Here is a 15788-nt window from a genome sequence, read left to right as displayed (position 1 = left end):
ACCGACGTCCGCTACATTAGGAACACGCCCGGGGGCCGACATGATCCCGGACGGCGGTCTGCCCTGATATCCCAACGGCAGAGGAAATGGTCTCAAACACCATCTAGTGTGGGTTCGAATCCCACTCAGGGCACGGAAACGGCCCGCCTGGCGCTGCCTGGCGGGCCGTCGGCGTTTCCGGGGTCAGGCTTGCGGGTGGGCCACCGCGGAGCCGATGGTGTGGACCCGGAGCGCGTTGGTGGAGCCGTGGCTCCCGGGCGGGGAGCCCGCCACGATAACGATCTTGTCACCCTTTTCGAACTCGCCCAGGGCGAGCAGCGAGGCCTCCACCTGGCGGACCATGTCGTCGGTGTGGTGCACGAACGGGACCTGGAAGGTCTGCACCCCCCAGGTCAGGGCCAGCTGGCCGCGGATCTGGGGGTTGGAGGTGAAGGCGATCAGCGGGATCGGGGACCGATAGCGGGCCAGCCGGCGGGCGGTCTCGCCGGACATGGTGAAGGCGACCAGGGCCTTCGCGCCGACGATGGCGCCCACCTCGGCGGCCGCGCGGGCGATGGCGCCGCCGGTGGTCTCGGGGCGGCGGTCCAGGTTGTGGGTGGCGTGCAGGGTGGCGCCCTCGGCGGCGGTGGCGATCTTCGCCATGGTGGCCACCGAGTCGATCGGGTAGCTGCCGACCGAGGTCTCGCCGGAGAGCATGACCGCGTCCGCGCCGTCCATCACCGCGTAGGCCACGTCGGAGGCCTCGGCGCGGGTGGGGCGGGGGGCGTTCATCATCGAGTCAAGCATCTGGGTGGCCACGATCACCGGGTGCGCCTTCTCCCGGCACAGCTCGATGATCCGGCGCTGCACGATGGGCACCTGCTCTAGCGGCAGTTCCACACCGAGGTCGCCGCGGGCCACCATGACGCCGTCGAAGGCGTCGATGATCTCCTCCAGGCAGTCCACCGCCTGCGGCTTCTCCACCTTGGCGAGCAGCGGGAGGCGGACCCCCTCCTCGTCCATGATCTTGTGCACGATCATGGCGTCCTCGGCGGAGCGCACGAAGGACAGGGCGATCATGTCGAAGCCGGTGCGCAGGGCCCAGCGCAGGTCCGTCTCGTCCTTCTCGGTGAGCGCGGGGGCGCTGACCGCGACGCCGGGCAGGTTGAGGCCCTTGTTGTCGGAGATCATGCCGCCGACCACCACCCGGGTGGTGACCCGCGGCCCTTCGACCGCCGTCACCTCCAGGTTGAGGCGGCCGTCGTCGACCAGGATGGTGTCCCCTGGGCTGACGTCTCCGGGCAGGCCCTGGTAGGTCGTGGAGACCATGTCGCGATCACCCGGCACGTCCTCGGTGGTGATCGTCAGCACGTCGCCGACGCCGAGCCGCACCGGCCCGGAGGCGAACTTGCCCACGCGGATCTTTGGTCCCTGCAGGTCGGCGAGGACGCCGACGGCGCGGCCGCAGTCGGCGGCCGCTTCACGCACCCGGTCGAGGATCTCCTGGTGCAGTTCATGACTGCCGTGGGAGAGGTTGAATCGCGCCACGTCCATGCCCGCCGCGATCAGTTCGCGGAGGCGCTCCGGAGAGGAGGTGGCGGGACCGAGGGTACAGACGATCTTTGCTCGACGACTCACGAGTCCTAGCCTAATTGGTCCAGACCACTTGATAGTGACGGCTTCCATTGCTGTGGCCTAATTGTCAGTGACTTCACGCGATCGCTAAGGTGTCCTAGCCTTACCCGCTATGGGGCGTTTCTGGAGGTTAGCTGCCGTCTCAACGCTGTTGAGCGTCATCGCGTGCGGTGGACAGGCTACCCAATCAACCGAGCCCCCAACCGGTGTTTCGGTCTCGTTACAGCAATGGCGTTCCGATGTGCCGGTGCACCGCATGCAGGTGGCGGTCACCAACACCGGGACGCTCCCGCTCTTCTTCGAGGAGTTGCAGCTCCAGTCGGAGTCCTTCGAGACGGTGCCACCCCGCCGGGTGGACATGCCGCTGGGCCGCACGCCGCGGACCGATCTGCCCATCCCGTACGGCCCCGCCCGCTGTGACCCGACCACGATCCCGGCGCCGAAGCCCGCCGTGGTGGTGGCGAGGCTGCGGGCAGGGAACGAGCCGGCGCGCGAGGTCAGGTTCCCGATCCCGGCCACCGACCCGCTGCTGGCCCGCCTGGTGCGCACCGAATGCGCCCAGTTCATCCTGGCCCAGACGGTGGACGTGTCGTTCGGGACGGCTTGGACCAGGGACGGCGACCGCCTGCGCGGCACGCTCACCGTGACCCGCAAGCGCGGCTCCTCGCCGGTGAGCGTGGACGACCTGCTGGGGACCACGCACTACCGGCTGGAACCGGTGTCGGGGAAACGTAAGCCGGTGGACCTGCTCACCGGGGCGAGCCTGGAGATTCCGGTGCTGGTCACCCCGACCCGGTGCGATCCGCACGCGTTCGCGGAGGCGAAGCAGGCGTATCTGTTCTCGGTGCAGGGCACGGCCACGCCGGGCGGGGAGTCGTACACCATGGTCGTGGTGCCGCCGGAGGCGGTGCAGGTGAAGTTCCTGGACTACGCGGTGGACGTGTGCGACATGCCGCGCTGAGCGCGGCGGTGGCGCAGCGCGACGCCGGCCCAGGAGATCAGGATGGCGGCGATGACGACCCAGCGGACCAGCCAGACATACTGGGCCGGGTAGACGACCCCTTCGATGTAGGTGTCGATGAAGCCGCCCGGTTTCAGGCCGCTGGCTCCGGCGTGGTGCCGGCCCCAGTTCTCCAGCGCGGTGAGCGGGCATTCCACCAGGCCGGTGAGCTGGATCAGGCCCCAGCCGGCGAAGGCCAGATGGGGCCAGATCAGGCGTGGCCAGCGCCAGGCGAGGAATCCCCCCAGGGCGATGTAGCCGATCGCGATGAAATGCACGACCATCGTGACTTCCCAGACAGCCCGATACATCATGCTTCCACGGTAAGCCTGGCGGATCCCGGGGGGATCCGCCCTGCTACTCAGGCGTCCTTAGGTAGCGTGACCGCCCGGAACGCGTTGACAACCCCATGCCCGAAGAACCCGTTCTTGGCCTTGAGCCCCTCACAGACCTGCACGTTCTTCGCCGAATACCGGTACGCCCTGGGCGTCGGGCACGGCTTCGCGGACGCGGTCGAGTACAGCAGCCGTTCGGCGGTCGCCGGATTCAGCTGAAGCCCGCCCTTGCCGGGCTTCCCGAACCGGGCGACCAGCAGCGCCACCACGCCGGTGGCGTGCGGCGCCGCCATCGACGTGCCCTCCAGATACTGGTAGTACGCGCACTTCCCGCCCGCGCAGCTCTTGATCACCGAGGAGGTCATCGGCCGCCCCTGCTTGTCGATCAGCTCCTGGGCGCGCAGCGCCTTGGCGGGCGCGGCGGCCAGGATCTCGCGGGCCACGCCCTTGAGCCTGGTGACAGGGTCGGCGAGGTCGCCGCCGGGCGCGGACACGTCGGCCTGCTCGACGCCGTAGTCGGAGTAGATCGCCTTGCGCCCGCTCGGGCCGACCGCGGTGACCGAGATGACGCCGTCCAGCTCGGCGGGGACGTTCAGGCAGGAGTTGTCCACCTTGCGCTCGCGCTCGGCGCCGATCGGGTAGTCGGGGCTGGTCCCGTCCACCGTGATCTTGCCCAGGTCGAGGGCGCTGTTGCCGATCGCCGAGACCAGCGTCACGCCGCGCCCGCGGGCGTAGGCGATCGCCCGCTTCATGCCCTCCAGGATGCCCCGCTGCTCCTTCTGCTCGGCCGGGCTGTCCTGGGGGTTGGCGGGGCAGTTGAACATCCACGGGTCGACGTAGAAGGACATGTTGACCACGTCGATGCCCTTGTCGCCCGCGTAGGTGAGGGCGTCCATGGTGGGCTTGAGAAAGAAGAAGCCGGCGTCGTGGCCAGCTCGCAGGTTGACCAGGGACACGCCGGGGGCGACGCCGCCGATGCCCACGCCGTTCAGCGGGGAGCCGATCGTGCTGGCCACGTGCGTGCCGTGGCCGTCGTCGTCCACGTCGGCGGGGTCCTTGCAGCTCTTGTACTCGCAGGGGCCGTCGAAGGTCTTGCCGTTGGGGTCCTTGGGGCGGTCGATGACGAAGTTGCGGCTGAGCTCGCGGTTGAAGTTGGGGGCGATGTCGGGGTGCTTGCCGTCGATGCCGGTGTCTATCACGCCGACCAGGACCTTGTGGCTGCCGCGCTGCTTGGCGTACGACCCGGTGGGGGTGGCGCCGATCATCCGCATGTCCCACTGGCGGGAGGCCAGGGGTTCCCCGGCGGCCTTCTTGACGGCCGGGGGCTGCTTGGCGGTCGCGGGCGGCGGGTCGCCGTCCCAGCGGGCCCGGGTGGTCGCGCCGATCTTGCGGTCCCTGGCGACGGCGGCGACGGCCGGGCTGGCGCCCACGCGGGCGGGCGCGGCGGTCGTGGCGAGTAGGTAGCCGAGCCTGGGTTCCTCGCCGGTCACCGACCCGCCGCTGGCGGTCACCGCCCGGGCGGCGGCGTCCCGCTGGCCGGGCAGGTAGAAGACGAGGTACTCCCCCGGCGGGTCCGCTGTCGCCGATGCTCCGGCGAAAGCCGTACCCAGCAGTGCCGCTGATATCCCGAGCGCCAGAAACCGGGCCGCCCGCCGCTGCTTGCTCAACGATCCTCCTCGCACAGGAATATGATCATTCTTCCCGTCGCGGATAATTACAAGCCGATCAGCATATTTACGATATGTGCAAAAATGCATACGGCGTCCTGCCTTAAGGCAGGACGCCGTATATATCGGAATATTAGACTAGCGGCCGGGCTGTCGGTGGGATGGCTACCGGCAGGGCGGTCTGGCCGGTCAGGTACTCGTCCACGGCGGCGGCGGCCGAGCGGCCCTCCGCGATCGCCCAGACGATCAGGGACTGCCCGCGTCCCATGTCCCCGGCGGCGAACACCCCGTCCACCCCGGTCTGGTAGGACCTGTTGCGCGCCACGTTGCCGCGCGGGTCGAAGAACTCCCCGGCCGACAGTTCGGCCAGCTCGGTCAGCAGGCCGCCCTTCTCCGGGCCGAGGAAGCCCATCGCCAGCGTGACCAGCTGGGCCGGGATCTCCCGCTCGGTCCCCGGCACCGGCTTGAACCCGGCGGCGGGGCCCTCCACGTCGATCAGCCGCAGTGCGGCCAGCCGGCCCTCGGCGTCCTTGACGAACTCGGTGGTGGACACCGCGTACACCCGGTCGCCGCCCAGTTCGGCGAGCTCCTCGTGGGCGCTCTCCATCTTGAACAGCATCGGGAACGTCGGCCACGGCTGCGAGCCCGGCCGGTCGGCGGGCGGCTTCGGCATGATCTCCAGCTGGGTGATGGAGGCCGCGCCCTGCCGGACCGCGGTGCCGATGCAGTCGGCGCCGGTGTCGCCGCCGCCGATCACCACGACGTGCTTGCCGCGCGCCGAGATGCTGGAGTCCCCGAAGCCCTTGTTGGCGGGCGGCAGGTATTCCATCGCCTGGTAGACGCCCTCGGCGTCCCGGCCTGGCACCGGCAGGTCGCGCCACGCGGTCGCGCCGCCGGCCAGCACGATCGCGTCGAACTCGGCCCGCAGCTGGGCGGCCGTGACGTCCACGCCGACGTTGACGCCGGTGCGGAACTCGGTGCCCTCGGCCGCCATCTGCTCGATCCGGCGGTCGATGTTGCGCTTCTCCATCTTGAACTCGGGGATGCCGTACCTGAGCAGGCCGCCGATCGCGTCGGCGCGCTCGAACACCACCACGTCGTGCCCGGCGCGGGTGAGCTGCTGGGCGGCCGCGAGCCCGGCCGGGCCCGAGCCGACCACGGCCACCTTCTTGCCCGTACGGGCCAGCGGCGGCTGCGGCGTGACCCAGCCCTCCGCGAACGCCCGGTCGATGATCTCCACCTCGACCCGCTTGATCGCGACCGGGTCGGCGTTGATGCCCAGCACGCAGGCCATCTCGCAGGGCGCCGGGCAGAGCCGCCCGGTGAACTCGGGGAAGTTGTTGGTGGCGTGCAGCCGCTCGATCGCCTCCCGCCAGTCGTCCCGGTAGACCAGGTCGTTCCACTCCGGGATGAGGTTCCCGAGCGGGCAGCCGTTGTGGCAGAACGGGATGCCGCAGTCCATGCAGCGGGCGGCCTGCCTGGTCAGCTTCTCGGCCGGGAAGGCGTCGTAGACCTCCCGCCAGTCGCGGATCCGGACGTCCACCGGCCTGCGCTGCGGCAGCTCCCGGTCATGCGTGAGAAACCCCTTCGGGTCAGCCATCGAGTGTCCCCCCTTATCCGTGCGAAGCGGCCATGACGGCCTCGTCGATGTCCCGGCCCTCGGCTTCGGCCTCCGCGCGGGCGCGCAGCACCCGCTTGTAGTCGATGGGCATGATCTTGCCGAACCGGGCCAGCGCGGCGTCCCAGTCGGTGAGCAGCGCCTTGGCCACCGGCGAGCCGGTCTCGGCCAGGTGCTTCTCGACGGTCTCTCGGAGGAAGTCGGAGTCCTCGTCGGTGAGCGCCTCGATCTCCACCATCTCCCGGTTGACCCGGACCGGGTTGAGATCCAGCACGTACGCGATGCCGCCCGACATGCCCGCCGCGAAGTTGCGCCCGGTCGGCCCGAGCACGACCGCCCGCCCGCCGGTCATGTACTCGCAGCCGTGGTCGCCGACGCCCTCCACCACGGCGGTGGCGCCGGAGTTGCGGACGCAGAAGCGCTCCCCGACCACGCCCCGGATGAACGCCTCGCCGGAGGTCGCGCCGTAGAGGCCGACGTTGCCGGAGACGATGTGGCCGTCCAGGTCGTTGGCCGGGCGGACCGCGATCCGGCCGCCGGACAGGCCCTTGCCCAGGTAGTCGTTGGCGTCGCCGGTGAGCCGCAGGGTGATGCCGCGCGGCACGAACGCGCCGAAGGAGTTGCCGGCCGAGCCGGTGAACGACACGTCGATGGTGTTGTCCGGCAGGCCCGCGCCGCCCCACCTGCGGGTGACGTGGTGGCCGAGCATGGTGCCGACGGTCCGGTTCACGTTCCGGATCGGGAGCTCCAGGGTGACCCGCTCGCCGAACTCCAGCGCGCCCTCGGCCAGCTGGATCAGCGTGTTGTCCAGCGCCCGGTCCAGGCCGTGGTCCTGGCCGACGACCTGGTGCAGCGGGGTGCCCGCGGGCAGCTCCGGCTGGTAGAGGATCGGGGTCAGGTCCAGCCCGGCCGCCTTCCAGTGGTCCACGGCCGCGTCGGTGTCGAGCAGCTCGGCGTGGCCGATGATCTCGTCCAGCGAGCGGTAGCCCAGCTCGGCCAGGTACTCGCGGACCTCCTGGGCGATGAACTCGAAGAAGTTGACCACGAACTCGGGCTTGCCGGTGAAGCGCTTGCGCAGCTCCGGGTTCTGGGTGGCCACGCCGACCGGGCAGGTGTCCAGGTGGCAGACGCGCATCATGACGCAGCCGGAGACGACCAGGGGGGCGGTGGCGAAGCCGTACTCCTCGGCGCCGAGCAGGGCGGCGACGATGACGTCCCTGCCGGTCTTGAGCTGGCCGTCGGCCTGCACCACGATCCGGTCCCGCAGGCCGTTGAGCAGCAGCGTCTGCTGGGTCTCGGCCAGGCCGAGCTCCCAGGGCGCGCCCGCGTGCTTGAGCGAGGTGAGCGGGGAGGCGCCGGTGCCGCCGTCGTGGCCGGAGATGAGCACCACGTCGGCGTGCGCCTTGGAGACGCCCGCCGCGACCGTGCCGACGCCGACCTCGGAGACCAGCTTGACGTGCACGCGGGCCAGCGGGTTGGAGTTCTTCAGGTCGTGGATGAGCTGGGCCAGGTCCTCGATGGAGTAGATGTCGTGGTGCGGCGGCGGCGAGATGAGGCCGACGCCGGGGGTGGAGTGCCGGGTCTTGGCGATCCACGGGTAGACCTTGTGGCCGGGCAGCTGGCCGCCCTCGCCGGGCTTGGCGCCCTGCGCCATCTTGATCTGCAGGTCGTCGGCGTTGACCAGGTATTCGCTAGTCACGCCGAACCGGCCGGAGGCCACCTGCTTGATCGCCGACCGGCGGGCCGGGTCGCGCAGCCGCTCCGGGTCCTCGCCGCCCTCGCCGGTGTTGGACTTGGCGCCGAGCCGGTTCATGGCGATGGCGAGCGTCTCGTGCGCCTCCATCGAGATCGAGCCGTACGACATCGCGCCGGTGGAGAACCGCCGCACGATGCTCTCGACCGACTCGACCTCCTCGATCGGCACGGGCGTGCCGGGACGCAGCTTGAACAGGCCGCGCAGCGTCATCAAGGTCTCGGCCTGGCCGTCGACCAGGGAGGTGTACTCCTTGAAGATCTCGTAGCGCTTGGTCCTGGTGGCGTGCTGCAGCTTGAAGACCGTGGTCGGGTTGAACAGGTGCGGCTCGCCCTCGCGCCGCCACTGGTACTCGCCGCCGACCTCCAGCCGCCGGTGCGCGTTCTCCGCCCTCGGGTACGCCTTCAGGTGCCGCTGCTGGGCCTCCCTGGCCAGCACGTCGAAGCCGACGCCGCCTAGCCGGGAGGTGGTGCCGGTGAAACACTCGGCGATCACGTCGGGGCCGAGGCCGAGGGCTTCGAAGATCTGCGCGCCGGTGTAGGAGGCGACCGTGGAGACGCCCATCTTGGACATGACCTTGAGCACGCCCTTGCCGTACGCCTTGATCAGGTTGCGGACGGCCTTGCGCGGGTCGATCGAGAGCATCCCCGTGGCGGTCATGTCCTCGACGGTCTCGATGGCGAGGTAAGGGTTGATGGCGCTCGCGCCGTACCCGACCAGGAGGGCCATGTGGTGGCACTCGCGGGCCTCGCCGGTCTCGATCACCAGGCCCACCCGGGTGCGGGACTTCTCCCTGATCAGGTGGTGATGCACCGCGCCGGTGAGCAGCAGCGACGGGATCGGCGCCTTCTCGGCCGAGGAGCCGCGGTCGGACAGGACGATGATCCTGGCCCCGTCCGCGATCGCCCGGGAGACCTCCTCGCGGATCTCCCGCAGCCGCCGCAGCAGCGCGTCCCCGCCGCCGCCCACGTGGAACAGGCCGGAGACCACGTACGGCTGGAAGCCGGGCAGCGCGCCCTCGTCGTTGATGTGGACGATCTTGGCCAGCTCGTCGTTGTCGATCACCGGGTACGGCAGGACCAGGCGGCGGCAGGACGCGGCCCCCGGCTCCAGCAGATTGCCCTCAGGACCGATCGTGGACTGCAGGGAGGTGACCAGCTCCTCCCGGATGGCGTCCAGCGGCGGGTTGGTGACCTGGGCGAACAGCTGGCTGAAGTAGTCGAACAGCAGCCGCGGCTTCTCGCTCAGCACCGCGACCGGCGAGTCGGTGCCCATCGAGCCGAGCGGCTCGCCCCCGGTGACCGCCATCGGGGTGAGGATGATCCGCAGCTCTTCCTCGGTGTAGCCGAAGGTCTGCTGCCGCTTCACCAGCGCCTCGTGGGTGGGGTGCTCGTGCTCGCGCTCGGGCAGCTCCTCGAAACGCACCAGACCGGCGTGCAGCCACTCCCCGTACGGCTCGGCGGCGGCCAGCTCGGCCTTGATCTCGTCGTCCTCGATGATCCGGCCGCGCGCGGTGTCGACCAGGAACATCTTGCCCGGCTGCAGGCGGCCCTTGCGGATCACCCGCTCCGGCTCGATGTCGGCGAGCACGCCCGCCTCGGAGGCGAGCACGACCAGGCCGTCGTCGGTGACGTAGAACCGGCCCGGGCGCAGGCCGTTGCGGTCCAGGACCGCCCCGACCAGGGTGCCGTCGGAGAAGGAGATCGAGGCGGGGCCGTCCCAGGCCTCCATGAGGGTGGAGTGGAACTCGTAGAAGGCGCGCCGCGCCGGGTCCATCTCGGTGTGGTTCTCCCACGCCTCCGGGATCATCATCAGCACCGCGTGCGGCAGCGACCGGCCGCCCAGGTGCAGCAGCTCCAGCGTCTCGTCGAAGGAGGCGGTGTCGGAGGCGTCCGGGTCGCAGATCGGGAACAGCCGCTCCAGGTCGCCGGGGATGAGCCCGGTGCCGAGCATGGCCTCCCGCGCCCGCATCCAGTTGCGGTTGCCCTTGACCGTGTTGATCTCCCCGTTGTGCGCGATGTAGCGGTACGGGTGGGACAGCGGCCAGGACGGGAAGGTGTTGGTGGAGAACCGGGAGTGCACCAGCGCGATCGCGGTGACGTAGCGCTCGTCGGACAGGTCGGGGAAGAACGGCTCGACCTGCTGCGGGGTGAGCATGCCCTTGTAGACCACGGTCCGGCAGGAGAGCGAGGCGAAGTAGACGTCCACCTCGTGCTCGGCCCGCTTGCGGAACGCGAACGCGGCCCGGTCCAGATCGATCCCGGACAGGTCGCCGGAGCTGACGAACAGCTGGCGGAACGACGGCATCACGGCGCGGGCGCTCGGCCCGGCGTGCGTGGTGCCCACCGGGACCTCGCGCCAGCCGAGCACGGTGATGTTCTCCTCGGCCGCGATCTCCTCGATCATGCCCATGGCGACCGCGCGGGCCTGCTCGTCGTGCGGCAGGAAGGCGATCCCGGCCGCGTACGCCCCCGCTTCGGGCAGCGCGAACGGGGTGACGGCCCGGTAGAGCGCGTCCGGGATCTGCGTCAGGATGCCGGCGCCGTCTCCGGTCTCCGGTTCGCTCCCCCGCGCACCCCGGTGATCGAGGTTGATGAGCGCGGTCAGGGCCTTCGCGACAATGTCATAGCTGCGGCGGCCGTTCACGTCGGCAACCATCGCGACGCCACAGGCGTCGTGCTCGTTCGCAGGGTCGTAAAGGCCCTGAGGCTCGGGAAAGCCCCCAGGGCGGCCAAGGCGGGCAGCAGGCATGTAATCACTCCCGTCGTCATCTTCTGCGTGGAGACAGAGGGACGACGCTGGCCCTGCTGCAGTTGTGGTGTGTAGAGATTACCCCACCGTGTGCGAATGGTCCCGCCTGGGCGTTCAGGGGACGAGTTCGGGCGGTGGCGCGCCGATAGGGTTTCAGTTATGGCTATCGACGAGCTGTTCGCACAGGCCGGAGTGGATGGCAGGCGGCTCCGTAGGGCGGTCGCCCTCCTCGCGGATGGGCGCTGGTGGTCACTCGCCGATCTGGTCCGGGAGACCGCCACGTCGCGGCGGACCATCGAGGCGCTGCTCCGCGAGCTCCCCCTTGAGCATCGCGGCGAACGCGTCCGAATCCCAGCTGATCAGGCTAAACACTACAACACTGGCACTGAATCCAATATTTCGGACCCTGTGTCTCACCTTATGGACATATATGGGGATACGGTGGCCCGAATCGGGGAGCTGATCGCCAAGGCGCCCCGGGGGCGGCACACGCTCGATCATGTGGCGGCCACGGCGGACACGGTGGTGCGGCGGGCGTTGCTGCTCGGGGAGCGGTTCTGGCTGCCCGGAGCGCGGGTGCTGTGTGTCGGAGATCACGATCTGACCTCGCTGGCGGTGCGGATGATCCATCCGGAGGTCGAGGTGGCGGTGGCCGACATCGACGAGCGGATCCTTGAGTATGTGGATGCCCAGGGGCTGGGGGTTCGAACATTCTGGGCTGATCTGCGGCTGGGGTTGCCGCCGTCGGCGCGGGGGTGGGCGGATCTGGCGGTCACCGATCCGCCGTACACGCCGGAGGGGGTGGGGTTGTTCGTGGCGCGTGCGGCCGAAGGGCTGCGGGATCGTGATCAGGGGCGGATTCTGCTGGCGTATGGGGCTTCTGAGCGGACGCCGATGCTGGCGTTGAAGGTGCAGGGTGCGCTTTCTGATCTCAATCTTCTGACTGAGGCGATATTTCCGGATTTCAATAGGTATCACGGGGCGGAGGCGATCGGCAGCGCGGCGGATCTCTACGTGTTGCGGCCGACCACGAAGACTTGGCCCTCGGTGGCGTCCCGGGTGGACAAGCTGGCCACCGCGATCTACACGCAGGGCCCGCAGTCGGTGGAGTCCGCGCAATCCAAGGAAGATTTGCCGGGCCTTGCCGGAATCGAGGCCTTCGCTCCCGGGCTGCTGGTCGGGGAGTGGCCGCGCGACCTGCTGCCGAAGCTCCCCCGGGTCCGCCTGTCGACCTGGCTGGCCAAGCCCTACGCCGCCGATCCCGACCGGGTGGCGATCGCCGTACCACCGGGCCTGGAGGCCGCGCTACCCCGCGTCCTCCTCGCCTCCCGCGCCCGCCACGTGCGCGTCCTCCTCGCCACCCCACCCCCCGACCTCACCGACCTGCTCTCCCCCGTCTACGACCTCACCGCCGAGGGTTCCATCCTCGACGCGGTACGACGTCCGCTCCCCGACCACGACCCCGCCAGGATCGCGCGCCGCATCCTCGACAACGCCCACGGCAAAGCCACCAACTCCTGGCGCGAAGCCCTCATCTCCGCCCGGAACCTCACCAAGAAACAGGCCCGAACCCTGGTCCCCGACTGGGCCGACGCCACCACCCTGGAACTCCCGGCCCACCGCCTGGCCGCCCTCCCACACGCGGCGGAGGACTCCCTGACTGCCGCGTCCCAGCCCTCAGGAGCGGCGGAGGATTCCGTGCCGACCACTACCCGCCCTTAACAGAGCGGCGGCGGACTCCCTGACGGTTGCCGCCTGGCCTCGGAGAGTGGCGGGCGGACTCGCTGACTGCCGCTACCCGGCCTTCAGGAGACGGGTCTGCAGGAACTGGCTGACCGAGTCCACGGCCAGCAGCGGATCGGTGAGGTCCGGCTTCTCGTCGCCCACCGCAGCCACCCAGCTCACCACGGCGTAATGCCCCAGCGCCCTGCCCTGCGCCGAACCCCCGGCGATCACGGGCTGCCCTGGCGCGAGCTTCAGGAACGCATCCTTCTTGAACGCCTGCACCAGCCGATCCGCCGCCCCGGAATCGGCCAGATTGAAGATCGCAAACAGCCCCGAAACCCCGTCCGCGCTGTAGACGGCCCGCAACACCTGCGTGCACCCCTGCAACGGCGGACTCCCCCACACCGCCTCCGCACAGTTCCCCGAAACGAACGACTGCCCCCGCTTCATCTGCACGGCCCCAAAGCTCAACGTGTCCTTCCCGAAGACCTCCCCAACAGCCAACGGCTCCGGATCCACCTCTCTCGACACAATCGCCTCATAGATCGCCGAAGACGACTCCGCCCGAAACACCTGCGGCCGAGGATCCCCTACCACCACCGAACACGCCACCCCGAGAAACGCCCCTGCCACGACCACCCCGGCCCACCTCATGACGCCAGATCCTACTCAAGCGCCCCGACAGTTACTCTGGGATCGGCCTCGGTGACGCGACGATCACTTACGGAGTGGCTGGAGGGGTTCCGCCGGTTGCTGTGACGACTCTGCGGTAGATGGCCTTCTCTGCTTCTCGGAGGGTGAGGCTTAGAGTGACGAAGTCGTCGGTGGATTCGGGGTCGGCGCCGTCGGAGCGGGCCACCCAGACGAGGCCGACGTAGTGGCCCATGGCGTGGCCGCTGGATTCGGAGTAGCCCTGGAAGGGGGCCTGGTCGGGTTTGAGGGGGAGGGTCCAGCCGCCGCGGTGGAGGGCTTCCAGGGTGGTGACCAGGGTGTTGGCGGCTTCGGCGTCGCGGAGGTTGAGCAGGGTGTACTGGGCGATGTAGGTGGTGCGGGTGGTCGCCCTGGGTGACCCGGTGGTTTCGGTGGGCTCGGTGGTGGTGCCGCTCGGTGTGGCGGTGGGGTTGGCGCTGGTGGTGACCGTGGTGGTGTAGAGGCCGCGGACGGCTTGGGTGCAGCCTGCGGCGGCTACCTGTTCGATCAGCTCGTCGCCCCACAGGACCGAGGCGCAGGAGTTGTCCAGCTGGCGCTGGGCGAGCTTCAGCGTCTGCTTGCCGGATTTCAGGGTGCGGGTGGCGAAGACTTCCTCGGCGGTGAGGGGTTTCGCGTCGGCGTTGCGGTCGGCGATGGGGGCGAACTGTTTCAGCGACGGCCAGGACTGGTATTCGGACGGGCGGGCCTGGCCGATGGAGGATCCGGCAGAGAGCTGGCTGGGCCCGGCCGCGGTGCCGTTGACGCCCTGGACGACGAGGGTGAGGAGCAGACCGACGACCAGGAGCGCCGCGACGCCGCCGAGGCCGAGCAGGATCTTCTGCTGGACGGGAGTAAGGCCGAGTTCGGCCAGGCGAGAATCGCTCCAGCGGTCCTGCCGGACCGCCGGGCGTCGTTTGCGGGGAGTCATACGCCGCCGACTCCGATGATCGAGCCGAGTCCCCCGGTGAGCGCAGTGGCGACCCCGCCGACCAGGAGCACCTTTTCCGGATTGCGGGAGATCCTCCGCACGAGCGCGGGATTCTCCGCACCGCACGAGGCCCTCCGCACGAGCGCGGGATTCTCCGCACCACGCGACACCTGCCACACGAACGCGGGATTCTCCGCACCACGCGACACCTGCCACACGAACGCGGGATTCTCCGCACCACGCGACACCTGCCACACGAGCGCGGGATTCTCCGTACTGCGCGAAATCCTCCGCGCGAGTGTGGGATCGACGCTGCGGCTTACGTGAACCTGAGCCAATTCGTCCTGCTCGTCCTTCGGATGCCGTTCGAGCTCATGGCGCTCGACCCCGATCTCGGCCTGGGCCGGCTCACGCCGGCCGGCCAACGACACGTACGCACCCCCGGCCATGGAGGCGGCCGAGCGCGTCATCGCCCGCCTGCCTCCTCCCCCGACACTCCGGAGGTGGCTTTGTCGGGATCGATATCCGAAGAATCGGAGGAATCGGAGGAGCTGGGGGGATCCGCGGAGTCCTCCGCGGCCTCCGCGTTCGCAGTGGCCTTGGCTTCCTCGTCGGTGGTGGCGAGTTCGGCGGCTTCCGCCTGTTCCGGGCCGTGGGCGGGGTCATGCGCGGGATCGTCCCCGCCGTCGCCCGCGACGATGATCTCCTCGGTGGTCTTGTTCCTGGTCAGCCAGAAGTACGCGATCGCGCCGATGAAGATGACGACCGAGGTCCACTGGTTCAGCCGCAGGCCCAGGATCTCGTGCGCCGGGTCGACCCGCAGCCCTTCGATCCAGAACCGGCCGATCGTGTAACCCGCGACGTACAGCGCGAAGAGGCGGCCGTGGCGGAGCGCGAGGCGTGAGCCGAGGAGGATCAGCACGCCCGCGAGCGCGAAGTCCCAGAGCGACTCGTACAGGAAGGTCGGGTGGTAGGTGGCCGCTCCGGGGACCGTGCCGGGACGGCCAGGGTCGATCTCCAGGCACCAGGCGTAGTCGCACGGGCTGCCGAACAGCTCCTGGTTGAAATAGTTGCCCCAGCGCCCGATGCCCTGGGCGACGGCGATGCCGGGCGCGAGCGCGTCCGCGACCGCCGTCAGCGAGATGCCGCGCCGCCGGCAGGCGATCCAGACGCCGACGCCACCGAGGGCGATGGCACCCCAGATACCGAGACCGCCCTTCCAGATGTAGAGCGCGTCGATCGGCTGGTTGGGGGCGTCCGCCCCGAAATACAGCTGCCAGTCGGTGATGACGTGGTAGAGCCGGCCGCCGACCAGGCCGAAGGGCACGGCCCAGACGGCCAGGTCGGTGATGGTGCCGGGCTGGCCGCCACGGGCCCGCCAGCGGCGCTCGCCGATCCAGACGGCGACGACGACGCCGAGCACGATGCACAAAGCGTAAGCCCGGATGGGGATCGGTCCGAGATTCCAGACCCCCTGAGACGGGCTGGGGATGTAGGCGAGGGGCATGTCACAGGACGCTACCGCCTCCGCGACGCGCTCGGGTACGGACGATCGTAAAGGACCTGTCACAAGCTAACCCGCGACCCTCGCGGGCGAGGTTCTCACGCGTGGATCGCCGACCGCCCGCGAGTACCGCTTCACGCAACTTGGCGGGCACGAAGACGACCTCGTTGGCCAGGTCCATCCCGTCCAGCTTCACCAACGAC

At 69.7% G+C, this 15788-nt stretch carries 11 protein-coding genes and 1 tRNA gene; 3 read left to right on the top strand and 9 right to left on the bottom strand.

Annotation, left to right across the window (positions count from 1 at the left end):
* The first annotated feature begins 60 nt into the window (after window positions 1-60).
* Window positions 61-133: transfer RNA gene (locus Amac_RS45425), tRNA-Leu, on the top strand.
* Between the two features lie 50 nt (window positions 134-183).
* Here the strand turns inward: Amac_RS45425 and pyk are convergent.
* Window positions 184-1617 (bottom strand): pyruvate kinase, encoded by a 1434-nt coding sequence (pyk, locus tag Amac_RS45420; RefSeq protein WP_155360659.1) that lies wholly within the window; start codon window positions 1615-1617, stop codon window positions 184-186.
* 244 nt (window positions 1618-1861) lie between these two features.
* Here pyk and Amac_RS45415 point away from each other — a divergent pair, with 244 nt between their 5' ends.
* Window positions 1862-2575 carry a hypothetical protein gene (locus tag Amac_RS45415; protein WP_155360658.1) on the top strand — a complete coding sequence of 238 codons (714 nt, stop codon included), beginning with the start codon at window positions 1862-1864 and terminating at the stop codon, window positions 2573-2575.
* On the opposite strand, the gene Amac_RS45410 is transcribed toward Amac_RS45415, so the two are convergent.
* The 4 genes from Amac_RS45410 to gltB all read right to left on the bottom strand — a co-directional run bounded on the left by Amac_RS45410 (window position 2542) and on the right by gltB (window position 10738).
* A complete protein-coding gene (locus Amac_RS45410) occupies window positions 2542-2928 on the bottom strand; it encodes a DUF2784 domain-containing protein (RefSeq protein WP_155360657.1) in 387 nt (128 codons plus the stop codon). The genes Amac_RS45415 and Amac_RS45410 overlap by 34 nt on opposite strands.
* 47 nt (window positions 2929-2975) lie before the next feature.
* On the bottom strand, window positions 2976-4616 hold the full coding sequence (locus tag Amac_RS45405) for a S8 family peptidase (protein ID WP_246269121.1): 1641 nt from the start codon (window positions 4614-4616) through the stop codon (window positions 2976-2978).
* 133 nt (window positions 4617-4749) lie between these two features.
* Entirely contained in the window at window positions 4750-6216 is a 1467-nt protein-coding gene (locus Amac_RS45400) for a glutamate synthase subunit beta (RefSeq protein ID WP_155360655.1), read from the bottom strand.
* A 13-nt stretch (window positions 6217-6229) separates the two neighbouring features.
* The gene (gene gltB, locus Amac_RS45395) at window positions 6230-10738 is read right to left on the bottom strand and encodes a glutamate synthase large subunit (RefSeq protein WP_155360654.1); all 4509 of its coding nucleotides are present in this window, start codon (window positions 10736-10738) and stop codon (window positions 6230-6232) included.
* A 159-nt stretch (window positions 10739-10897) separates the two neighbouring features.
* On the opposite strand from gltB, the gene Amac_RS45390 reads away from it, so the two are divergent.
* On the top strand, window positions 10898-12460 hold the full coding sequence (locus Amac_RS45390) for a bis-aminopropyl spermidine synthase family protein (RefSeq protein WP_170322990.1): 1563 nt from the start codon (window positions 10898-10900) through the stop codon (window positions 12458-12460).
* Window positions 12461-12532: 72 nt separating this feature from the next.
* On the opposite strand, the gene Amac_RS45385 is transcribed toward Amac_RS45390, so the two are convergent.
* The 4 genes from Amac_RS45385 to lgt all read right to left on the bottom strand — a co-directional run bounded on the left by Amac_RS45385 (window position 12533) and on the right by lgt (window position 15588).
* Window positions 12533-12919 carry a hypothetical protein gene (locus Amac_RS45385; RefSeq protein ID WP_155360652.1) on the bottom strand — a complete coding sequence of 129 codons (387 nt, stop codon included), beginning with the start codon at window positions 12917-12919 and terminating at the stop codon, window positions 12533-12535.
* Window positions 12920-13184: 265 nt separating this feature from the next.
* Window positions 13185-14081 (bottom strand): hypothetical protein, encoded by an 897-nt coding sequence (locus tag Amac_RS45380; RefSeq protein ID WP_155360651.1) that lies wholly within the window; start codon window positions 14079-14081, stop codon window positions 13185-13187.
* A complete protein-coding gene (locus tag Amac_RS45375; protein WP_155360650.1) occupies window positions 14078-14551 on the bottom strand; it encodes a VIT1/CCC1 transporter family protein in 474 nt (157 codons plus the stop codon). Before Amac_RS45375 ends, Amac_RS45380 begins: the two co-directional genes overlap by 4 nt.
* A complete protein-coding gene (gene lgt / locus Amac_RS45370) occupies window positions 14548-15588 on the bottom strand; it encodes a prolipoprotein diacylglyceryl transferase (protein WP_155360649.1) in 1041 nt (346 codons plus the stop codon). Before lgt ends, Amac_RS45375 begins: the two co-directional genes overlap by 4 nt.
* Window positions 15589-15788 lie beyond the last annotated feature (200 nt).

It is taken from the genome of Acrocarpospora macrocephala, assembly GCF_009687865.1.
Taxonomy (GTDB): Bacteria; Actinomycetota; Actinomycetes; order Streptosporangiales; family Streptosporangiaceae; genus Acrocarpospora; species Acrocarpospora macrocephala.
Note: the sequence above shows the minus strand (reverse complement) of the source record. Positions and strands in the feature narration are given on the sequence as shown.